Annotated in this window: 19 protein-coding genes; 10 read left to right on the top strand and 9 right to left on the bottom strand. The window is 33.6% G+C overall.

Annotation, left to right across the window (positions count from 1 at the left end; all coding sequences use genetic code 11):
* Window positions 1-57: 57 nt before the first annotated feature.
* Window positions 58-2,064 (bottom strand): hypothetical protein, encoded by a 2,007-nt coding sequence (locus QL232_RS06640; RefSeq protein WP_281613534.1) that lies wholly within the window; start codon window positions 2,062-2,064, stop codon window positions 58-60.
* Between the two features lie 441 nt (window positions 2,065-2,505).
* Here QL232_RS06640 and QL232_RS06645 point away from each other — a divergent pair, with 441 nt between their 5' ends.
* Window positions 2,506-5,709, top strand: a complete 3,204-nt coding sequence (locus QL232_RS06645; RefSeq protein WP_281613535.1) for a SpoIIE family protein phosphatase — start codon at window positions 2,506-2,508, stop codon at window positions 5,707-5,709.
* Between the two features lie 3 nt (window positions 5,710-5,712).
* On the opposite strand, the gene QL232_RS06650 is transcribed toward QL232_RS06645, so the two are convergent.
* The 4 genes from QL232_RS06650 to QL232_RS06665 form a co-directional block, all read right to left on the bottom strand.
* Window positions 5,713-6,003 carry a KTSC domain-containing protein gene (locus QL232_RS06650; protein ID WP_168880679.1) on the bottom strand — a complete coding sequence of 97 codons (291 nt, stop codon included), beginning with the start codon at window positions 6,001-6,003 and terminating at the stop codon, window positions 5,713-5,715.
* A gap of 110 nt (window positions 6,004-6,113) precedes the next feature.
* Window positions 6,114-7,103, bottom strand: coding sequence for a ribosome small subunit-dependent GTPase A (rsgA, locus tag QL232_RS06655; RefSeq protein ID WP_281613536.1), 990 nt, complete (start codon window positions 7,101-7,103; stop codon window positions 6,114-6,116).
* Window positions 7,104-7,212: 109 nt separating this feature from the next.
* The gene (locus QL232_RS06660) at window positions 7,213-8,460 is read right to left on the bottom strand and encodes a glycosyltransferase N-terminal domain-containing protein (protein ID WP_281613537.1); all 1,248 of its coding nucleotides are present in this window, start codon (window positions 8,458-8,460) and stop codon (window positions 7,213-7,215) included.
* Between the two features lie 54 nt (window positions 8,461-8,514).
* Window positions 8,515-9,027, bottom strand: coding sequence for an RNA polymerase sigma factor (locus tag QL232_RS06665; protein ID WP_168880682.1), 513 nt, complete (start codon window positions 9,025-9,027; stop codon window positions 8,515-8,517).
* Between the two features lie 214 nt (window positions 9,028-9,241).
* Between QL232_RS06665 and QL232_RS06670 the strand changes: the two genes are divergently transcribed.
* The 6 genes from QL232_RS06670 (at window position 9,242) to QL232_RS06695 (ending at window position 14,653) form a co-directional block, all read left to right on the top strand.
* The gene (locus tag QL232_RS06670; protein ID WP_281613538.1) at window positions 9,242-10,123 is read left to right on the top strand and encodes a zinc dependent phospholipase C family protein; all 882 of its coding nucleotides are present in this window, start codon (window positions 9,242-9,244) and stop codon (window positions 10,121-10,123) included.
* A gap of 60 nt (window positions 10,124-10,183) precedes the next feature.
* Window positions 10,184-11,749: an NFACT RNA binding domain-containing protein gene (locus QL232_RS06675; RefSeq protein ID WP_281613539.1), complete on the top strand. Its 1,566-nt coding sequence runs from the start codon at window positions 10,184-10,186 to the stop codon at window positions 11,747-11,749.
* Window positions 11,750-11,824: 75 nt separating this feature from the next.
* Complete coding sequence (locus tag QL232_RS06680) at window positions 11,825-12,052, top strand: DUF3098 domain-containing protein (RefSeq protein ID WP_168880685.1); 228 nt, start codon at window positions 11,825-11,827, stop codon at window positions 12,050-12,052.
* 35 nt (window positions 12,053-12,087) lie between these two features.
* Window positions 12,088-12,903: an undecaprenyl-diphosphate phosphatase gene (locus QL232_RS06685; RefSeq protein WP_168880686.1), complete on the top strand. Its 816-nt coding sequence runs from the start codon at window positions 12,088-12,090 to the stop codon at window positions 12,901-12,903.
* A 21-nt stretch (window positions 12,904-12,924) separates the two neighbouring features.
* Window positions 12,925-13,629: a tRNA pseudouridine(55) synthase TruB gene (truB, locus tag QL232_RS06690; RefSeq protein ID WP_281613540.1), complete on the top strand. Its 705-nt coding sequence runs from the start codon at window positions 12,925-12,927 to the stop codon at window positions 13,627-13,629.
* A gap of 82 nt (window positions 13,630-13,711) precedes the next feature.
* Window positions 13,712-14,653, top strand: coding sequence for a bifunctional riboflavin kinase/FAD synthetase (locus tag QL232_RS06695; RefSeq protein ID WP_281613541.1), 942 nt, complete (start codon window positions 13,712-13,714; stop codon window positions 14,651-14,653).
* A 2-nt stretch (window positions 14,654-14,655) separates the two neighbouring features.
* Here the strand turns inward: QL232_RS06695 and QL232_RS06700 are convergent, their stop codons facing one another.
* The 3 genes from QL232_RS06700 to QL232_RS06710 form a co-directional block, all read right to left on the bottom strand.
* Window positions 14,656-16,038, bottom strand: a complete 1,383-nt coding sequence (locus tag QL232_RS06700; protein ID WP_281613542.1) for an alpha/beta hydrolase — start codon at window positions 16,036-16,038, stop codon at window positions 14,656-14,658.
* Window positions 16,039-16,455: 417 nt separating this feature from the next.
* Window positions 16,456-17,538, bottom strand: a complete 1,083-nt coding sequence (dinB, locus tag QL232_RS06705; protein WP_348646731.1) for a DNA polymerase IV — start codon at window positions 17,536-17,538, stop codon at window positions 16,456-16,458.
* An 11-nt stretch (window positions 17,539-17,549) separates the two neighbouring features.
* Window positions 17,550-18,140 carry a hypothetical protein gene (locus tag QL232_RS06710; RefSeq protein ID WP_281613543.1) on the bottom strand — a complete coding sequence of 197 codons (591 nt, stop codon included), beginning with the start codon at window positions 18,138-18,140 and terminating at the stop codon, window positions 17,550-17,552.
* 413 nt (window positions 18,141-18,553) lie between these two features.
* On the opposite strand from QL232_RS06710, the gene QL232_RS06715 reads away from it, so the two are divergent.
* From QL232_RS06715 to QL232_RS06725, 3 genes are all read left to right on the top strand, one after another.
* Window positions 18,554-18,847, top strand: a complete 294-nt coding sequence (locus tag QL232_RS06715) for a hypothetical protein (protein WP_281613544.1) — start codon at window positions 18,554-18,556, stop codon at window positions 18,845-18,847.
* Window positions 18,848-18,958: 111 nt separating this feature from the next.
* Complete coding sequence (locus tag QL232_RS06720) at window positions 18,959-19,186, top strand: hypothetical protein (protein WP_168880692.1); 228 nt, start codon at window positions 18,959-18,961, stop codon at window positions 19,184-19,186.
* Window positions 19,187-19,378: 192 nt separating this feature from the next.
* On the top strand, window positions 19,379-19,732 hold the full coding sequence (locus tag QL232_RS06725) for a hypothetical protein (protein ID WP_281613545.1): 354 nt from the start codon (window positions 19,379-19,381) through the stop codon (window positions 19,730-19,732).
* 54 nt (window positions 19,733-19,786) lie between these two features.
* Here the strand turns inward: QL232_RS06725 and QL232_RS06730 are convergent, their stop codons facing one another.
* A complete protein-coding gene (locus QL232_RS06730; protein WP_281613546.1) occupies window positions 19,787-22,003 on the bottom strand; it encodes a two-component regulator propeller domain-containing protein in 2,217 nt (738 codons plus the stop codon).
* Window positions 22,004-22,020: the final 17 nt, after the last annotated feature.

The following is a 22,020-nucleotide window of genomic DNA, read 5'->3' on the forward strand; positions in this document are numbered from 1 at the left end:
AGTATGTGATAGGCTTTTGTATTTTGAAAGAAAGGCTAGACCCTTCTTAGTTTTTCATTACAGTTGACAGTGGTCACCGTCACAGAATTTCTCAGCTTCAACATCTTGACCTTGACCCATCTCATCGAAGTTCAATGGTTTAATATGTTTGGCTAGCTCCTCATACTTGTCTTGTGAGATTTCTTCGTAAGGCATCTGAGGATATACTGTGTTACCTAATTCTAATTTTGGTAAGAATGAGATAGACTTCAAGTGGTATTGGAAGTAATTTAAGATTGGCTCAATCTGATTTGCTTCATCCTTCTTGAAAGTTACAGTTACTGAAACTTGGTTATCTGCCCAATAGCGTTGTAAGAATGCAGCAAGGTGTACTTGTTCCCAAATACCTACTTGGTTGACAGTCCTTACGTTTGGAATCTCTACCGGGATTGAAACTACCATTGTATCAGACTCTGAAACCGATGGTTCAACATGGTAATTCGCTGCGATACACTTCTCAATAAGAGGTGATTTTTTCGACAAACGAATACGTCTGATGTAGTGATTACTTTCTGGGTAGTGCATACCAGGTGTTACACCTGGAAGTAATGATACAGTACCAGAAGGTTTTACTGAAGTAGTTTTTACTGATGGAGTAACACATAACCACTCAGCATAAATTGTATCCCAATTTTGAATAGTTTTGTATCCTTCGTCACACCATTGTCTGAAAGTATCGATACCATGTTTTTCAACAAATTGAGCAATACCAGACATTGATGTACCAATACGACGGTTTCTTAATAATACCCTGTTGGTTTCAGGCCAGTGAGTATTCGTTAATGTTACCGTTTTAGCATATAAATAAGCGAACTTAAGAGTTCTTAAATAATCTTCTTTAGATGTAGCTCTAGTAGGGAATGTTTCTACTAAACAGCAAAGTTCGTAAGATTCTAGTGTTTGCTCAGCACAAGGGTTAGTACCCATAGATCTGTTGTCTTTGTTGTCTGGAGCATCACCCATACGACCAAACTTACGCATGTTGTCTAACCAGATATAACCTGGCTCACCATTTACAGCAGTTTGGTTTGCTACCTTACCGTAATCCATACCTACAGTAGAGAATACAGAGTTGTTAGAAGACCACCCGTATTCAGAACGGTGTGCTGAAGATCCTTCCATTTGTTGTGTTTCAGGATTCCAACGGTAGTCTTTTAGTTTTAAGTATTCTTCATCATCAGGATTACCAAATACAATCTCTGCAGATCTACGAACGTTACCAGCAACTACACAACAACCGATCATGTTCATGATATCTACAATATCAGTTACAGTGATTGTAGCACCTTCTGGTCTACCTGTAAACATTGTTCTAATTTGATCATGAAGTTTCATTAAAGGACCAGGTCCAGATGACATACCTCCGAATCCTTTGATCGGTAAACCTGCTTCTCTAATCTTAGAATAATCAAATTCTACGTTAACTCTTCCTGCGTGGAAAAATGAGTCTAGTAACATTCCTGTACTGTTTACCCAACCTTCACGAGAATCTGGAATTACATAAGTAACCTTGTCTTCGCTGCTTGGTTGATAAATTGTTACAGTACTTGCTCCTTTAGTATCAAAACCAACACCAACACCTAGCATTGACATATCCATTAAAAACTCAAATGGTTTTGTTGGATCCTCTGCCATTGTTTCAGTACTAACAAATGAACAGTTGTTTAATGCAGCAAAAAGATTTCTTTTGGTAGTTAGTTCCGAACCCATTGCCCATAGACCACGACCTGGAGGTAAGAATTTCATATTGAACATTCGGTCGTACATTTCTTGAGCAGAGAGCTGTGCTTTATTGTCATCCCATCCTAATTGGTACTTAAGGATGTGATTTTTTTGGATTGTATAAGTACCTTCAACAACACGCTTAACAGTTTCCCACCATACCTCGTTAGTTCCGTCATCTTTAAGGCGAGAATAAGTACGCATGTAAACTAGTTCACCCAAACCGTTGAATCCAAACGGCGGACGTACTGTTTTGTACTTGTCAAGAAAGCTGTCATTCAAGGCGAATTTATATGTCATCATTTTTTAGAAATGTTATAGTATATCAACACACACTGCCGATACACAAGGGTACTGGTATTTTTCTAGTTTTGTTTATCTATTTTTCAAAATCAAACCTTGTAATAATATAAGGAGATAATATTATTAATACAAGATGTATATGTCTGTTTTTTAATTGATTATAGACAAATAATTAAGGAGTAGAAATCCTTTAGATTAATAAAATATGTCTTACAATAAACTGTTTAGGTTATTAAATATTCTCATACATACTTTGTCATCCTACCCTACAAAATAAGTGATAGAATATATCAAAAACAATATTGCTTTTTAGGTAAAAATTTGCATGTAAAAAGGTCTCTTATATATAAAGTGAATTAAGTCTATGATTTATTATGATTTAAGTAAATGTTTGCTTAATTTTTTTCATTGAACTATTTCTCAAGAACCAGATTTTATTAAATGATTATCCAAAAGTTGCCAAAAATTTTTAGTTCAAAGCTACTAATTCAATTTTTTTTACTACTCTTTTTTGTAGGTCCAAAGGTGTCTACTTTTGGTCAATGGCATAAAGTGGAATATAACGAACTGAAAGGAATGCAGAACCCTTTGGTGAAGTCTATTACCAAAGATAGTCTTGGTTTTGTATGGGCTGCTACTGATGGCGGTGTGATTCGTTTTGATGGAAAAGAATTTCTTCAAATCAATGAAAATATTCCAAGTGAGTATATCAAGCACATATTTACCACCTCTACGGGAGTTACATTAGCCTCTTCAGATCTAGGTGTTTTTAAAATAAATACTACCGCATATCAACCAACAGTTGAAACAATATTGAAAGGAGATGTTTATGCTTCTGATTCTTTGTTATGGTATCCTAAGTATATTTATGAAAGTATTTCAAAGGATATTTGGGTTGCAGATAATCACTCTATAGTACAATTAGACTCTTCGTTAGCTGTTAAGAAAAGATACCAGTTTTTTGAAAAAGATATTCCTACAAATTTCCAAAGATCATTTTCCATTATAGAAGATAATATCTTAGGGTTGTATGTGCTTTCTGAGGCAGGGTATATCTATCATCTTAACAAAAGGACTTACGAATTTGAAGAGGTGATGTTATTGTCTGAATTGGATAGAGTAAACCATGCTTTTTTTGATGATGGTATAATCTATGTTTCAACACAGTCGGGCTTTTTAGCATTACAATTAAATAAGTCTGGAGATGAAATATTATCACAGAAGGTTTTAATTAATGAATTTGCTCCTTCTTGGGTAACCCCATTGTCAAATAATGAATGGTTGGCCAGTACATGGAATAAAGGGTTGTATTTGATTAATTCATCTACCAAAAAACTTACCTATACTAAAGTTGATTTGGTTGATCAAAAAGTAATCTCTTCTGTTTATGTAGATCCTAGTGGTGAAGTTTGGTTGTCTACAGATAATGGGATGATACTTTTGAGAGATCAATATTTTGAAGCTCCGTTTAGTGATCATACAGCAAACTATATACAGGATATTCAGGAAATGGACGGACAAATGGTTTTTTCTGATGGTCGCAAAGTATATTTCTGTAAGGAGGATCAGGTAGAATCAGAAATAGAGATCCCTTCTAATTATGGAATAGTTCTTAGAATTCAGAAAGTGAAAGGAAAATATTGGTTCTCAACAAATATTGGCTTTTTACTCGTGTATAATAGTCAACATAAGTTAGTGGATATTATAGATAGTTCTTTTGAAGGCGGTGCGATTTATAGCTTTCTGGAATTTAATGATGAAATATGGTATCTACAGGATCATGCAGGAGTTTATCGTCTAAATAAAAATAAGGAACCAATAAGTTACGGAAGAGAGAAGGGAGTGGAAAGTAAAATTAATATTTTACGAGTGATTGATGGTGAACTTTACGCAGGAGGTAATAGTGATGAAGGCTACCTTTTTAGATATAAACCAAGGATTGATCGTTTTAAAAATGTAAGCTATCCTTTGCTGTTCGATAAAAATATTGATGTTGGTGTAAACGATATTATTGTAGATAAGGATCAGTTTGTATTGGCTACTAATTTTGGTATTGCGAAAGTAGAGAAGGATACATTAATATTAATTGAACCTGAAAATTTACCTGTGGGTGAAGTGAAAGCGATCACAACAGACCCTAATTATAATGATGTACTTTGGATTTCTAATGCTAGAGGGATCGTTCGTCTGCAGAATTGGACAGATTATCTAATTTTTGATGAATTAGCAGGTTTACCTAGTAAAACGATGAGTTATCGTACGTTATTTATTCGTAAGAATGGACAGATTTGGGCAGGTACAGCCTCAGGTTTGGGAATCTCAGATAAACAGATAAAATTAAAGGCAACACCTAAACCTGTGTTTACTTATATCGGCAACGCTATTTTTATGTTCCTAGGGAAAGAAAACCCTGAAATATCTTCTTCTTCTTATATCGATTTCCAATTTGCCAGTTTGTCTTATCCAGGTAATCTTATTCAATACCAGTACCGATATAATAACGGTGATTGGTTGGATATTGGCTGGAATAACAAGCATATCATCTCAGGATTAGATATTGGAGAGTATGATCTAGAAGTAAAGGCAAAGCAAATTGGCGGATATGATTGGAGTGAACCTTCAAAGTTCCATTTCAACGTTACAGAAAAATGGTATAAAACAGTTTATGGGATTTTAGGGCTGATTTCTTTATTAGGAGGAATCGGTTTTGTTGCTTTTAAACTTTACGATGAAAAAGTACAATATGATAAGGAAGTACTGGAACAAATTGTAAAGGAAAGAACCAAACAAATCGAAAGTCAGAATAAAATTTTATCTAACAGAGAATTGATATTAAAGAAGCAGGTAGACAGGTTTAAGAAAGTCAACGATAAGCTTCAATACCAAAGAAATATCACGCATGAACGTTTACAATATGCTAAATCATTGCAGTCTGTTGTATTACCGTCTGCAGAAAAGCTAAATACATTTTTTAATGACTCGTTCCTGATCTTTAAGCCTAAAGAAGTGGTGTCTGGCGATTTCTATTGGGTGAAATCTTTTGATGAGAATGTGTTGTACTTAGTATTATCAGACTGTATTGGTCATGGTATGCCTGGAGCTATACAAGCTTTGATCGGTATGGAATCATTAGGTCAAATTATTGATTCTCCTAGAAAAAGAACCAATGAGATCTTAGAAGAGTTAGATGATAAACTCAGTGAAAAGTCTAGCGAAGATCCAACATTGGTAGGTATGGATATTATGATCTTAAGAATTGAGAAATTCAAAGAAAATGTAAATCTATGCTTCGCGGGAGCCAAAAGACCACTATTCTATTTTGAAAACAATGAATTCCACGAGGTCAAAGGAACCCGTAGGGCAATAGGTAACGAACCCAATCATGTAAAACAAAAAGGGTTTATCGAACATACCTTTATCATGCCATATGGAACACAATTGTACCTGACATCAAATGGCTATTACGACCAATTCAATAATGAGAAAAAACGTATTGGGATTGTGAAGTTTAGAAAATTGTTAGAAGAAGTAGCCATTGACCAATCTATGGAAGGTCAAAGAAAATGGTTACAAGATTATCTTGTAATGTGGAAGTCCTCTGCAGAACAGATAGACGATATCACTGTATTAGGAGTAAAAATATAAATTCTAATAAGGAACTTTTTTATTGTTTGAAAATAGGTTTGTGAAGAAACTGAAGAACGATGCTTGTTCTTTTTTGTATCTTTTCAATTCACGCAATAAAGCCCTTCCTTGAGATTTCGAAGTGATCACTAAATCAAACGAATCTTGAGGAAAGTTTTTATATGTAATTACTTTTCCCGCATGTTTTCCTCTTTTATAGGAAACTTGCAAATTATGTTCTTGTTTATCGTAGATTAGAAATTCTATCAACGATGATTTTTTAGGGATAATTTTTTCAACAAGTATTTCTCTCATGGTTTAGTAAATAAATGATAGTCGAGTAGGGAATAACTAATAGTTTATAGCGCGGACGTAAGCTTAATAAAAATAAGGTTTTTATGTCAAAAATACACATAAAAGTGTACTTATTTTCTGTTGTCGTCGCCCTCTAACATACTTAAATAGCTTAAATATCGTGATGTAGCTATTTTTCCTTCATCAACAAGTAGTCTTACATTACAGTTTGGTTCATGAGTATGGGTGCAATTGTGATATTTACAATCATGCATTGCTTCTCTGATTTCCGGAAAAAAGTGTCCGATTTCATTTTCCTCAATGCTCATAATACCTAATTCTTTAATTCCAGGAGTATCAATTAAATGCCCGTCATGTTTTTCTAATTCAAACATTTCGGCAAAAGTAGTCGTGTGTTTACCTTTCATTGCAAATAAAGATATCTCGTCTGTTTTTTGTTGCACATTTGATGCCAACTTATTCAGAAGAGTCGACTTACCGACACCTGAGTGTCCTACTAAAAGTGATGTTTTACCTTCGATAATTTCAGTTAATTCATCGAGGTTCTTGTCCTCTAATACTGAAATACGTAGACACTTATATCCTAGGGGTTCGTAAATTTGTTTGAGGTACTCTAAGTATTCGCGGTCCTCGTCTTCTAATAAATCATCTTTGTTAAAGACAATGTAAGTAGGCACATTGTATGATTCAGCAGCTACCAAAAAGCGGTCAATAAAGCCTAGCGAGGTTTTTGGAAGTGCTAAAGTTGCAATTAATATTGCTTGATCGATATTTGCTGCAATGATATGTCCATGCCATTTTTTTCTTGTAGACTGACGTAAAATAATGTTTTTACGATCCAGTATTTCATGGATAATAACAGTGTTTTCTACTTCATCTTCAAGAGAGTAGTGAACATAATCTCCTACAGCAACGGGGTTAGTTACTTTTAAACCTTTTAATTTCAGTTTACCTCTTAATCTACCTTTGTAAAACTTATGAGTATCGCGATCTTCAACAGAGTACCATAACCCAGTAGACTTTGTAATGATGCCAACCTTAAGGTCTGCTTGTGATACTTTTGGTGTACTCTTTTTCTTTTTTGATCCGCTTTTTTTCATCCGTTTTATTAAAGACTAACGATTTATATGAAGAGGTTTTCCTCCTAATTAAAATACAAAATTATTGAGTTAAACTGAATTTATAACAAACATAATAGGAATTAAATAATTACTGAAGTTGTTTTTTACAGTATGTGATGATTTTTTCAGTACTTCCTAGATTTTCTTGTACATAACCTTTTGTGATTTTACCTGATTTTTTTCTGAACTCAAGGTCAGATTTTAGTTTTTTGAATGTTGATAAACAGGAGTTTATGTCTGTAATGCTGAATGTGCCTTTACGTTTTACTAATTCAATAGCTTCATTAAACTTCTTGAATTCTTTACCAATAACGATTGGAATCCCAAATGTAGCTGGTTCAAGAATATTATGAAGTCCTTCTTTAAAAGCACCTCCTACAAAGGCAAAATCGGCAAATTGGTAAAGAGAAGACAGCATACCTACATTGTCAATAATGAATAGGTTTTTGTCAATTATGTTTTGTTCGGTTGCTTCAGAAAAAAGAATAGCTTTTCTAGTAGAAAAAGTATCTTTTATGTGATTAATTTTTTTATCTGAAATTTCATGCGGGGCAACGATAATTTTTATATCCTCCAATTCAGATGCGACAAGGCGTAATGCTTCAATATCTCTAGGCCAACTGCTTCCTACAACTAAAGTAGTAGCACCTTTAGAGAATTGCTCAGCTAATGGTATTTGTTTTGGATGATTACAAATCTCAGCTACCCTATCAAATCTAGTATCACCTGCAACCTCTTTATTATCAATGTTAATAGAAGATAGAAGGTCATAAGAATTTTGATCTTGTGTGAAGAAGTAATCAAATTGCTTCAACATATTTTGTTGAAACCCGTCTTTATTTTTAAAGAAAGCTTGATCTTTTCTGAATATTGTCGAGAAGGATACTATAGTTGCATTTATAGCTTTAAGCGCTTTTAAGTAATTGTGCCAAAATTCGTATTTGACAAAGAAGGCTATTTTTGGTTGAATAGCATCAACAAACCTTTTGGTATTCTGTGGTTTGTCGAGTGGTAGATAATATATAAAATCAGCGCTATCGTAATCTTTTTGTACTTCATACCCACTTGGTGAGAAGAAAGTCAATACGACTTTATGAGTTGGAAATTGTGTCTTATATTCTTCAATAACAGGACGGCCTTGCTCAAATTCGCCTAGGGATGCACAGTGAAACCATGCGACCGTACTGTTGTTATTTGCGAAATCAGATTCAACTTTTTCTAATAAATTTTTTCTTCCTTCGACAAATAATTTGGCTTTTGGATGTAAATAGGAAGCAAGTTTCATTGCTCCAGAAAACGCCGTTGTTCCGAGATTGTATAATGTTTCTTCCATCATACCGCAAAAGTACATCAAAAACTTTCTTTGTAATACTTTTTCTCGGGCTGCTAACTAATATTTGTCAGCGTAAATAGACAAAACTTGTTTTAACTCTTTTCTCGCTAAAAAGATTCTGTTTTTTACAGTACCAATTGGAATACTTAAACGATCTGAGATCTCGTGGTATTTAAAACCTCTAAAGTACATCATAAATGGCTCACTGTATGTGTCATCAAGATTTTCAATTGCCTCGTTGATGTCATCCATTGCAAATTTTGAGTAAGCAGAATTTTCATGCTTTACATTAGTGCTATTGATGAAATGTAAGTTGTCTGATGTGTCGATAAAAGTTTTTTGACGCGCTGATTTTTGGTAGTTCGTTAAGAACGTGTTTCTCATAATCGTAAACACCCACGCTTTCATGTTTGTACCTGCCATAAACTTGTCCTTATTCGAGAATGCTTTCAGCATAGTTTCTTGGATAAGGTCTTTTGCATTTGCTGAGTCTTTAGTCAATTTGATTGCAAATGGCTCTAGAGCTGGTATCAAATACTGTAGTTTGTGATTGAATTCTATAACTGTCATGATTGAAAAATGTTAAAGTGGTGTTTTGTTTAACTTTATTGCACTGTTGTTAAAACAAATTTAAGGTAAAAAATGATTCAAGGCAATATTTTGTTTAATAAAATTCAAAAACAGTTAAACAAAATTATTCATGAAGTTATATAAATATTAAAGTTTGGTGAGTTATTTGTTTGATTTTTAGCTGTTTATATATGAATTAACTGCTTTACGATTTATGTTTATTTTGTTTATTAATTCTCTCTTTTGGGGATTTTTTGGTCATCAAACAATTAACAGTCAGGCTACTATGTTATTACCTGATGAATTGTTTCTGTTTTTCAAAACTCATATTACTGATATTCAAAAAGGGGCGATACGCCCTGATCAAAGGAGAAGATTGTTAGATGAGGAAGGAGCAAAGCATTATATAGATGTTGAGCTTTACGATTCAATGTTTAAACAATCTCCTATTTATTTTGATGATGCATTAATCAAGTATTCTAATGATACTTTATTGAAAAGAGGAACTTCGCCTTGGAATATCTTTATGTATAAGCAGATGTTGACAAAGGCGTTTCAAGAAAAAGATCCCTATAAAGTCATTAAGTATGCTGCTGAGGTAGGACATTACTATGCAGATCTACATGTTCCATTACACACTACTGAAAATTATAATGGTCAACTCTCTAATCAATTGGGAATTCATGCCTTTTGGGAAACAGTTTTACCTGAGAGGTATTATGATGAGTACAGTTTGCAAACCCATGAACCAGAATACGTCACACATTTTATGGATACCTTATGGAGTGTGATGAATGAATCTCATGATTTAGTCGAGGTGGTGTTATCTGAGGAAAAACGTATTTCACAATTGTTGCCTAATCAGAGTAAATTAGTTTTGAGAAGGAGAGGGGCAAGTCTTCAACTTTTACCTACTGATGAATATGCTTTGTTATATCATGAAGCAGTAGGGGAAATGGTTTCGGACAGAATGAGTTTAGCAATACAAAGGATTGCAAACCTTTGGTTTACTTGCTGGGTAGATGCAGGACAACCTGATTTGATGGAATTACCTTATCAACCTCCGAAAAGAAAAAAGAAACATAAAGGAATCTAATATTATAGATAACACCTCAATTTTAATTATTTTCGTGGTCTTATTTATTCTTGAAATATCATGTTCAACAACTATTATTTTTTAAGACAACTCAGTCGTTCGTTAAAAGAACGTTTAGTGGGGATGACTTTAGGGGCTTGTTTTAGCCAAAGTAAAGACGAATTGATGATTGGCTTTTATAAAGGTGGTCGAGAACAATGGATCAGAGCTTCATTAATTCCAAATTTTAATCTACTTACGTTTCCTCTTGATTATCAGAGAAAGAAAGTGAATAGTATAGATCTTTTTAAAGATGCTATTGATGAAGAGGTGACTGATATTATACAATATGAAAATGAAAGAGCATTCCTAATTCAGCTTACATCAGGATGGGGATTGTTATTTAAAATGTATGGTAACAGATCAAATATTCTATTAACTCATGAAGGAGAAGTACATGCTGTTTTTCAGAAAAGACATATTGAAGATCAGAACATGGATATCTCTTCTTTGGATAGAGAATTAAATCAAACTAAAGAAGGATTTTTTGAAAATGGATTGAGAGGTAGTTTTCCTACTCTAGGCAGGGAAGTGCAAGGATATTTAGATACAAAAGGTTTTGAGGGACAGGATCAAGAAGCTCAATGGAACTTGTTGTCTTCGATGTTAAATAAGTTGGAACAACCTAATTATTATGTCGAAGAAAAAGACGATCAAGTACAGTTTCTTCTATTTAAATTGGACGATGCTACAACTTTATTTGAAACATCAGACCCAATTGAAGCCGCGAATGAATTTTATTTCCGTTTTTCAAAACGCTACTTTGTTGAAAGAGAAAAAGGTCCTTTAATCAAAGAGATTGATAAAAGATTAAAACAATCTAAAGGGTACTTGAAGAAGAATTACGCCAGGTATGAAGAACTAACTGAAAACGCCAGGTTTGAAGAAATTGCCAATATTATTATGGCTAATCTTCATGCAATTCCTCCAAGGACAAAAAAGGTGAAACTCTTTGACTTTTATAAAGATGAAGAAATTTCTGTAAAGCTGAATGAAACACTGACTCCACAGAAAAATGCTGAGACGTATTATCGTAAAGCCAAAAACCAGAAGCTTGAGGTAAAAAATCTTGAGGCAAATATTCAGCAGAAAGAAGGAGAAATGGAAGAGCTGAAAAAGCATAGAGATGCCTTGAATGATTTAGAGATGGTGCGCGAAATTCGTAAATACATCAAAACAAATAACCTTCAAAAGCTTCAAAAGAATGAGCCAGTTTTCCCTTTTAGAAAATTTGAATACAAAGGGTTTGAAATTTGGGTGGGTAAAAATGCCGTAAATAATGATTTACTAACTCAACGTTTTGCACATAAAAGAGACTTGTGGTTACATGCAAGAGATGTGGCAGGATCTCATGTTGTGGTGAAGTGGAAATCAAAACAGCCCAACTTCCCGGTAGATGTAATTGAAAAAGCAGCTTCAATCGCAGCATATTATTCTCAAAGAAAAACAGATACGCTTTGTCCTGTGATTTATACCCCTAAAAAATTTGTACGTAAACGAAAAGGAGATCCAGCAGGATTAGTAGTTGTGGATAAAGAAAAGGTGGTTTTAATAGAGCCAGCTCCTTTTTCAGAGACTTTAACTTAAAATTCCGCAGTATTTTTTCATATCCTGTAGAAGCGTTTAACTTTGTAAATTGAATTGTACTTAAAAGAAGATAAAATGAGTAACAAAAAAGAGCATTTGGCTTTCGGTAAAAAGAACTATATGTGGATGTTAATCGGCATCATTACTATTGCTGTTGGTTTCTTTATCATGTCATTAGAAGATAGTCCAATGGGCTTTGGAGCATTAGGCTTAACAGTTGGTCCTATTGTGATTATGACAGGGTTTGGTATTAACTTTTATGCTATTCTACTTAAGTCTCCTAAAACTACTACAGAAGATTAATCAACAACTTAATTATATTATCCTATAGCTAAAACATGAATATCTTTGAAGCAATTGTCTTGGGAATTATCCAAGGCCTAACGGAGTTTTTGCCTGTAAGTAGTAGTGGTCACTTAGAATTAGCAAAAGCAATATTCGGAAACCAAGATCTTGGAGCAGAAGAAAGTATGATGATGACTGTAATGCTACATTTTGCTACTGCATTATCTACATGTGTCATTTTTAGAAAAGATATTGGAGATATTCTAAAAGGTCTTTTTCAATTTAAATGGAATGAAGAGACTGAGTTTTCTGTAAAGATTGTATTATCTATGATACCTGCAGCATTTGTAGGTGTATTCTTAGATGATCAAATCGAAGCTTTTTTTGGAGGAGCAGTTCTTTTAGTAGGTTGTATGTTGTTGGTAACAGCAGTATTACTTTTACTAGCAGACAAAGCAAAAAATACAAGTAAAAGTGTTGGGTATAAAGAAGCTATTATTGTAGGTATTGCTCAAGCTATTGCTATTCTTCCTGGTATTTCTAGATCAGGAGCAACGATCTCTACTTCAGTACTTTTAGGTATTGATAGAGAAAAGTCTGCAAGATTCTCTTTCTTAATGGTAGTACCATTAATATTCGGTAAAATTGCAAAAGACTTATTAGATGCTAGACATGAAATTGCTGAAGGTACATTTCAATTAGGTTTAGAACCGACAATCATTGGAGCTGGATTTATTGCAGCATTTTTATCAGGCATGTTAGCTTGCCAATGGATGATTGCTCTAGTAAAGAAATCTAAGTTGCAATATTTTTCTATTTGGTGTGCATTAGTAGGGTCTATTGCCATCATCTATTCATTAATGAATTAATATTAACCGTTAAATCTGATCATGAAAGATTTTGATTTTGCTGCTGGTGAAACAGTATTGGTAGACAAACCACTTGAATGGACCTCATTTGGGGTAGTGAAGAAGTTGCGTTGGGAAATGAAAGTGAAAAAAGTGGGTCATGCCGGCACTTTAGATCCTTTGGCAACAGGTCTGTTAATTTTATGTACAGGAAAGAGTACTAAAACCATAGATCAGATTCAGGGTAAAATAAAAGAATATGAAGGGGAGATGGTCATTGGTCAAACTACTCCTTCGCATGATTTAGAAACTGAAGTAGACAGTGAAGAAGATATCTCTCATATCACTGAAGACGATATCTATAACTTACTACCAAAGTTTACCGGAAAAATCATGCAAGTACCTCCCATGCACTCTGCTATAAAAGTAGATGGTGTAAGAGTTTACAAACATGCTAGAAAAGGAAAAGAAGTAAAGATCGATCCAAGAGAAATTGAGATCAAAGAGTTAGAAATAACCAATATTGATTTTCCTAGAATTCAGTTCAGAATGGTATGTTCAAAAGGAACATATGTGAGAAGTTTCGTGAGAGATTTTGGTAAAGAATTGGGTGTTGGAGCATACATGTCTGCACTTCGTAGAACCAAAATAGGGGAATATTCTGTAGAAGATGCCAAGTCTGTAGATGAATGGATTGAAGTAATCCGAAATTGGAGAGAAAAGAAAGAAGCAGAAGATGAAAAGTAATTCATTTTTGCTTGAATAGATATTATATTTGGAGCATGTTTGATCAACTTCAGGCATGCTCCTACTTATTTAACAACTAATAATGAAAGTACATTACGGTATTGATAATTTTCAACCTCTAAAAAGAGCTACTGTAACCAGCGGAACATTTGATGGTGTACATTATGGGCATCAACAGATTTTATCGCACCTCAGAAAAACTGCTCAGGAAGACAATTCCGAAACCGTATTGATCACTTTTTGGCCTCACCCGAGGTTTACATTACAGCCTGAAGAAGCAAGGAAAAGCCTCAAGCTTATCACTAATTTAGAAGAAAAAATTGCTCTTTTAGAAAAGGAAAATATTGATCATCTCATCGTTTTGAAATTTGATAAAAACTTCTCACAAATGTCTTCTATGGACTTTGTTAGAAAGATTCTTATCGAGAAAATCAATACAACAAAATTGGTTATTGGGTATGATCATCGTTTCGGAAAAAACAGAGAAGGTGGCTTTGATTATTTAAAGGCAAATCAAAAAGATTTTGGCTTTGAAGTAGAAGAAATAACAAAGCAGGAAATTGAGAATGCTGCCGTAAGTTCTACAGCGATTAGAAATGCATTATTAGAAGAAGGAGATGTTGAAACAGCTGAAAAATATTTAGGCTATCATTATTCTTTCGAAGGTTCTGTAGTTGATGGAAATAAAATAGGACGTAAAATCGGCTTTCCAACGGCGAATATTTCATTAGCAGATTCGTTTAAGCTTTTACCAAAAATTGGTGTCTATGCTGTGAATATTTTCATAGAGGGTAAAAAGTACGACGGTATGATGAATATTGGAAAACGACCGACAGTAACCGAAGGAGTACAGAAAACGATTGAAGTTAATATTTTTGATTTTAATGAAGACATCTACTCCAAAAATGTCAATGTATCTTTAATTCATCGAATAAGATCCGAAATGAAATTTGATGGAGTAGATGCCTTAATAGAACAACTGAAGAAAGATAAAATAGAAGCAATTAAAATATTAACTACTTAATTTTATTTTTTCGTTTTTACTTCTTCTAAAATCCATTCACTTACCTTGTTCATAAATGTTGGGGAAAGTGTTTGATTTAATACTCCATACTCATTAGGTAATCCCGTTTCACATTCTTGGAATAAATGATTTAAGCCCTCAAGCTTTTCCGTTTTATAGTGCACATTACCCGCTTTTTTTAGACTGTTCTCAATACCTTCTAGATTCTCATCAGCAAATACCTGAAGATCCTTACTGCCATTTAAAGCATAAACAGGAGCTTTTACTTTCGATAAATAATTTTCGGGATTAGTTTTAATAAACTCGATAAACCAAGGGTTTGTAATGCTTTTAACTATTGAATTTACTTGTTGATCACTGATATTATTGTGATACTGATGTTTAAAGAAATCCGATAATTTATCTTGAAGTGGAACTTCATTATTGAGTATCATATCGTATGCTTTGTCAAAGATTTTCTGATTGGAAGCAACAATATTTTTAGGTACACCACTTATTATTTCAATTTTTTCCTTTTGATGAAGCATAAGGTCTTTACAAGGAATTCCAGGGGAAGCCATTAATACCATAAAATTGACTTTATCATTTTTGCTAGCCACCATGGATGCAACAATACCCCCTTCACTGTGGCCAATCAATCCAATGTGTGTAGGGTCTACATCATTTCTAAGTAATAAGTACTCAATAGCCGCTTCCACATCTGTAGCAAAGTCAGAAGTCGTTGCATTTTCAAAAGTTCCTTGAGAACCACCTACGCCTCGGTCGTCAAACCTCAATACTGCTATTCCTTTTTTAGTAAGTTCGTCTGCTAATACTAAAAAGGGTTTGTGACCTAAAATATTTTGATTTCTGTCTTGAGGTCCACTTCCCGAAATTAAAATGACTGTTGGGTATCTCTTTACATCAAATGGACGAGTGAAGGTACCAGACAACATGATCCCGTCTTTTTTATTATAAAACTCTATATTCCTAGAGAGGTATGTAAAAGGTGGACGAGGTTCTTGTGGTTTAGCTTCAGGAGTTTCTTCTTTTAAACTTTTTATTAGTGGCATTTTAAAAGATTGTCCTCCTTGTTTAAACGTTCCTTCAATATTTTCGTCGTCTATAACATTGCCTACATATTCTATTCCTAGGTTTGGAAGCTTGATAAATAAGAACGGCGATTCGTACCTGATTTCATGTATTGGAACACCTTTTACTTGTTGTGCAGGTATGTCCATAATTCCTTTTAAATTATTTCCTTGAGCAGATATCTTAAAGATGATATCTAGCTTACCATTTGGTAGTTCTAGTGTCCCTTTCCAAGGACCTGCTAAGTTTTGTCCAAAAGTGGGTAGACTAAATAAAAAGAATAGTAGTAGAAAAAAATAGTTGTTTTTATTCATAGGGAATTTTCGAAGTATAATATTTAATGTAATACTTAACCTAAGCTTATAATAAAAGTACCATTACTATGTGTTCTTAGCAAGAAAATGAAGATTATGAACGATTTTGTCATGTTTTCTTCATGTATAAAAATAGCCGATGTATGGAATGTTGTGAATAATTATTCAATGAATATCAGTTCATTAACAAAATTAAATAAAATTAAATGAATGTAAATTTCAAAGTAAATATTGTATTTATTAAATTTGTTTTAACATATGTAAATGAATCACGACATAATTATTTTTCAGGGCTTATGGTTCACCAACTAAAAAAGTTCATACTTGGCAATAGTTCATTTGGTTTAGGTTTATTAATTGGACTATTATTCGGCTATTTTCTAGCTTTCTTAATGGTAGGTTACTACCTAGGATAAGTTACCACAATTCTAATTGATGGGTACTGTTATCAATATCATCATCTTCATCAATTTCACTTAAGTTGCTAATACTTATTCCTAGCAATCGGATGTTTAACGATTGGGGATTAAGAGCTTCTAAAAGATAAATTGCTTCCTCTACTAAAAACTCTTTTGAAACAATACTCTTAAGAAATGTCTTACTTTTCGTATGCGTTTCGAAATCATGTTGTTTGATTTTTACAGTTAGGGTTTTTCCTCTCTTGTTACCTTTGATTATTCTTTGCCATAAGATGTCAGCAACATTAATAAGATGGGATTTCATTTTTTCAACATTTGCAATATCTTTTGAAAACGTTCTTTCTGCCCCAATAGATTTTCTTTCTCTATGTGGTTTAACTTTTCTATTATCGATACCTCTAACGATGTGATAATAGAACTTTCCCGTTTTACCAAAATTATCATTTAGGTGAGATATAGGCCATTCTTTTAGGTCCTTGCCTTTATAGATACCCAACTTTTTCATTTTTTCGGCAGTAACACTTCCAATACCATAGAATCTTTCAATAGGTAGTTGTTCTAAAAAAGCGGTAGCTTCCTCGGGAAGAATGACTGATAACCCATCAGGTTTATTGATGTCAGATGCTGTCTTCGCTAGAAATTTATTGTAAGAAACACCAGCACTTGCAGTAAGGTTAAGTGTATCGTTGATTTTTGCTCTTATTTCCTTTGCTATTTGGATGGCAGAAGAGATACCTTTTTTATTCTCAGTAACATCTAAATAGGCTTCATCCAAAGATAGAGGCTCAACTAAGTCTGTATATTCAAAGAAGATTTTTCTAATTTGAAAAGACACTTCTCGATAAACATTAAATCTAGATTTGGTAAAGATAATCTGTGGACATTTTCTGTAAGCTAAAGCTGAAGGCATAGCAGATCTTACCCCAAATTTTCTAGCTTCATAACTTGCGGCAGCAACAACACCTCTTTCTCTGCTACCTCCAACAGCCACAGGCTTTCCTCTTAAATGTGGAAAATCTCGTTGTTCAATTGAGGCAAAGAAGGCATCCATATCGATATGTATAATCTTCCTTTGGATAATTGCTAGATATGTTAATCAAAGAACTTTACATCATAACTTTTTGAGACAAATTCAATGGTTTCTATGTTTTCCATTTTGTTAGCAAATACTGACATCACAAAGAAAATATCAGCCATTGTATTTAAAAGATCTGTAATAAGCTTGTCAACTTTTACATCTTCAAATTTAGCTATCTTATAAGCCCATCGGGTAGAGTTTTTACTTTTTGATCGGCATAAATTTAGAATTCCTGCAAGTTCACATCCTATTGGAAGACTAAACATTTTTGTCTCTTCTTTTACTAAGGTTTGGTATTTATCATGTATAGCTATAGCTCTATCTACATCACTTTCTGTAACGGCGACATTTCCTCTAATAGAACCATTTAAATGATATGCCATCTCGCAAAGCCAAGTTAATTCTTTCAACATTTCTGGATATTTGGCAGCTTTAGAATAAGCATATCCAATATGACTGGCTAATGAATCAGTTTCAATTTCATAGTCACATTTAAAACTTGTCTCTTTTAGGTAAGGATAGCACATTCTCACCTTTTTAGTTGATTTATTTTTATCAGTAGTAGATGTTGTATCTATACTTTTTTCATCATTTATTTTTCCCATGGAACTAAATTAGACTATGCTATGGACTAATCAAAGACAATAAATGTTTAGGGAAAACTTAAATTTCTAGGGAATCACATTGAAGCTGAAATACTGGGTACTTCAATAATTATTATTTCTTAAAGTATGGTATCAAATAATAAAATGATCATACTAAAATCTTTCTTGGATTAGGCATACTATGCAGATTTTTGTACTCTATTAAGGTGTTTACTATTATTTTTTGACCTCATCAAGGAATTCTATGACCTGAATTCAGTAAAACCAATACAAGGTAACGGCGTATATCAAAATAGGTCAATTAATGATGATCTAACTGAATAACAGCTATGTTGTACTATGTACAGAGATGAAAACTTCTATCATCATCAAGATAATCAAACTAAACATCTTAGAAACTAAATAAATTAAAAATGAAGACATCTATAACTAAAACGGAACGAGCATTTCTTCGCTCAGAATACAAGAGATATTCAGACGAATTGAAAGATCAAATACGTTTAGATTCCACTTCAAATGACGGGATTAATGCTCAAGAGCAAAAAAAACAGATTATTGCTATTATCAAAAGAATTTTATCTACAGAAGTTCATAATGGTGAAGTAGATATATTAGCAGATTTATATATCGCTCAGAATGATGCTTACGGTCTAAATTCGATGATATTAGAAAAAACGTTCACTCAACAGCTTTTAAATTTGAACTAATAGATTTCAGTCGTATTACTTTTCTTATCTTAGATCAATTTATAGTAAATGTTTAATGTCCACCTTTGTAATGTAAACAATGAAATAAAAGTCTAATTAAACATTACAAAAATGAAAAGTTCAACATTCAATCGTATTATAGTTGCAGTAGCATTAATGATTACATCTACATTTACTTTAACAAGTTGTTCTGATGGTGGAGATGTAATTACTTCCGAACCAGTAGATCCCATTTACGGAAATACTCCAGCAGTAGATGACGATTTTGGTAATACACCTGAAATAGATGGAGATTATGGAAATACACCAACTCCAGTAGCTGAGCCTGTTTCAGAATAAAATAGAATAATTAATAGGGTTGTTTAAATATTATTTAACCACTTCAGAAATGGAGTGGTTTATTTTTTTATTGGTATTTATTTTCAAAAAATAGTTTAAATTCTATCATTGTTAATCCATATTAACCATCATTCTATTTATTTTCTTGACTATATCTTATTGATTTGTAGATATGTACTAAATCACTTAAGAATGAAAAAGTTATTAGCATTACTACCAATAAGCTTATTGATCTTTAGCTGTAATAAGGATGTAGAACCGATTGGAGGAAACTTTGATAAAGTATTAGAATCACCAGGTGGAGATACTCTAATGATTTATCATTCGGGTGGTTTCTTCGAAGGGTATATTATTTCATCGAAAGAATACTTGAAATCTGGATGGAATTATAATACTGAAACCAATGAAGGTACATACGTAGATGTATCAAAAGGCATGAGGTGGATAGATTGTAAACCGATGTTAGGGAGTTTTGATAATTTCCCTACTTATAATATTGAGGAATTAAAGGTTTCAAGTAAGGATTTTGTTTCCTGTGATTTCTAACAAAATGATATAAAAAAAGCTCAAGGAATTACCGTAATTCCTTGAGCTTTTTTCTTATCTGACAATGGCAAACTTACCGACATATTTTTCATTTCCATCATTATCTGTGGAGAATATAAAATAGACACCTGTTGCAGGCTTTTGACCGTTATTCAGTCTGAGATTCCAAGAAGTACTTCCTCCAAAAGATTGCCCATCCCAAACTAAATTACCTGCAGTATCAGTGATTTTTACACTAGCATCAGTAACCAGACCGGAAATAGTAAGTACTCCTTGATACTCGGGTCTTACTGGACTTGGAAATACTTTTACATTTTCAAACTTTCCTGAACTTGTGGTAGCATCTGATCGGTAAGAAATAATGCCTTCTTGTGTTCCAATAAATAATTCACCACTCACTGGTTGAATATCCATGGTAATAATATTATTAGAAAGTAATGGAGAGTTATCGGTGGTAAATTGTTGATACAATCTTCCTCCATCACTACTAAATAACCATAGGCCTCTGCCGGTTCCCAACCATTTACGATTACCTCCATCGATAGCAATGGCCTGTACTTTTTCACCTTTCAGTAATGGGAAACCATCGTATCGAGGTAGTGATACTGAAAATTCTCCGACTTCAGTAGGTGATGTACCAAAATACTCTGCTGTACCATCATCTGTTCCGATCCACATGCTTCCATTATTATCTAAACTAAGGCTCAAAGTGGTATTGCTAGGTAAGCCACCATTGGTTTGATCTGTGTCTAAAAACCTTGAGTCGCCATCCTTAAAAGTGAGTAGTCGTTGATTGCCCAATATCATCCATACATCACCTTGTAATGAATTTTCCATTTGTACTGCAGCACTACTTATATTACTATCTCTAAAGTGTTGCCACTCACCCGCAGGATCTCTAAAATGTAGCCACCCTTGTGTTGTTGTCCATAAATTTCCCCATTGATCTATGGCTAAACTATTGATGACAGCCTCAGTACGTCCCTCAACAAGAAAAGGGTCTTTGATAATTTCTGTTGTATGATCATCAATATGAAATGTCATAATACCATCACCTTGTGTAGCAAAATACACCTTTCTTTCTGCAGGCATAAAAGCTAACCCTAACATTGGAGCTGTTTGCGGAATTTCTTCTGCATTAGAACGTTCTAGAGAAGTATAGTTCGTCCACTGTCCGTCATTAAAAACAGAAAAACTACCAACACTTAGATTGTTATCTTCAGCTGGTGTTAAAAATATTTGATCTTCAGCATGAATGATTTCATGAGCTGTAGGGTAAAGGGGGCCGGCGGGAGCATAACTTTCTATGGTATTGTTATTTACCCTCACTAAACCGTTTATCTCATCTGCAATCCAAGCAATATTGTCTTCATCATCTAGGATTTGACGTGGAGAAGGAGACTTTTCATCTTCCCATGTAGATACATTGTCATTGGTGTCGATTACCTTGATATTATTTGAGGTTGGAAGTGTAATGTTTTCCCCCCATAAGTCTAATAAATAGACATCACTATCAAAATCTAAAATTACTTGAGTAGAAGAATTGGTTCTTTTCTTTACTTGACTATCGGCAAGATCTGTGAAATATAAACCATCTTCAGTATATAGTAGGGTCGTTATGTTATTAGGGGATGAGCTGACAACCGTTTCCCAATTATTAAAGTCTTGCTTATTTGTATCTTCATCATCGGCTACTCTTTTGATTCCTTCGGCTGAGGCTATATAAATTGAATCTTCCGAGAAACTAATATCATAGACAGCATTTTCGCTTCCGTTTTGACCGATAAAATCATATGTTTCTTCGATGACATAATCAGTTGTATTGATCTTAACTACCCCAAAAGAGGCACATACATACATAAACTGTTGTTCCATTCTTAACCCATAGAAAACCTTATCAGGATAATTTGAATTAAGTAATGTTCTCATGTTTACAATTTCACTTTCTGTGATGAAATCAATATTACCATTGCTATAGAGAACAACTAATTGGTCTGTCGGAGCAGCATAACCAAGAGTAAGAATATTTGTATCGCTAAGACCATCATCTTTTGTGATCGTAGAGATGATACCACTTTCCTTTTCATATGAAAACAAAGCATTTGTCGATGCAGAAAAAACTTCATTATCTGCTATTGCTACTGAATGTGCATTTGAGTAATTTAGGTGTGCACGCCAAGAATTAACAGGAATATCTTGTGCAAATAATGGAGATGAAAATATCTTAAGAATACTGAAGATGAAAAAATATAAATAGTTACGATTGTTCATGAAGTTCCATTTCGTTT

Source organism: Flammeovirga sp. SubArs3, assembly GCF_947387565.1.
Classification (GTDB): domain Bacteria; phylum Bacteroidota; class Bacteroidia; order Cytophagales; family Flammeovirgaceae; genus Flammeovirga; species Flammeovirga agarivorans.

Coding starts and splice junctions, on each gene's coding strand:
- QL232_RS06640 (WP_281613534.1), bottom strand. CDS start 2,064: ATGATGACATATAAATTCGCCTTGAATGACAGCTTTCTTGACAAGTAC.
- QL232_RS06645 (WP_281613535.1), top strand. CDS start 2,506: ATGATTATCCAAAAGTTGCCAAAAATTTTTAGTTCAAAGCTACTAATT.
- QL232_RS06650 (WP_168880679.1), bottom strand. CDS start 6,003: ATGAGAGAAATACTTGTTGAAAAAATTATCCCTAAAAAATCATCGTTG.
- rsgA (WP_281613536.1), bottom strand. CDS start 7,103: ATGAAAAAAAGCGGATCAAAAAAGAAAAAGAGTACACCAAAAGTATCA.
- QL232_RS06660 (WP_281613537.1), bottom strand. CDS start 8,460: ATGATGGAAGAAACATTATACAATCTCGGAACAACGGCGTTTTCTGGA.
- QL232_RS06665 (WP_168880682.1), bottom strand. CDS start 9,027: ATGACAGTTATAGAATTCAATCACAAACTACAGTATTTGATACCAGCT.
- QL232_RS06670 (WP_281613538.1), top strand. CDS start 9,242: ATGTTTATTTTGTTTATTAATTCTCTCTTTTGGGGATTTTTTGGTCAT.
- QL232_RS06675 (WP_281613539.1), top strand. CDS start 10,184: ATGTTCAACAACTATTATTTTTTAAGACAACTCAGTCGTTCGTTAAAA.
- QL232_RS06680 (WP_168880685.1), top strand. CDS start 11,825: ATGAGTAACAAAAAAGAGCATTTGGCTTTCGGTAAAAAGAACTATATG.
- QL232_RS06685 (WP_168880686.1), top strand. CDS start 12,088: ATGAATATCTTTGAAGCAATTGTCTTGGGAATTATCCAAGGCCTAACG.
- truB (WP_281613540.1), top strand. CDS start 12,925: ATGAAAGATTTTGATTTTGCTGCTGGTGAAACAGTATTGGTAGACAAA.
- QL232_RS06695 (WP_281613541.1), top strand. CDS start 13,712: ATGAAAGTACATTACGGTATTGATAATTTTCAACCTCTAAAAAGAGCT.
- QL232_RS06700 (WP_281613542.1), bottom strand. CDS start 16,038: ATGAATAAAAACAACTATTTTTTTCTACTACTATTCTTTTTATTTAGT.
- QL232_RS06710 (WP_281613543.1), bottom strand. CDS start 18,140: ATGGGAAAAATAAATGATGAAAAAAGTATAGATACAACATCTACTACT.
- QL232_RS06715 (WP_281613544.1), top strand. CDS start 18,554: ATGAAGACATCTATAACTAAAACGGAACGAGCATTTCTTCGCTCAGAA.
- QL232_RS06720 (WP_168880692.1), top strand. CDS start 18,959: ATGAAAAGTTCAACATTCAATCGTATTATAGTTGCAGTAGCATTAATG.
- QL232_RS06725 (WP_281613545.1), top strand. CDS start 19,379: ATGAAAAAGTTATTAGCATTACTACCAATAAGCTTATTGATCTTTAGC.
- QL232_RS06730 (WP_281613546.1), bottom strand. CDS start 22,003: ATGAACAATCGTAACTATTTATATTTTTTCATCTTCAGTATTCTTAAG.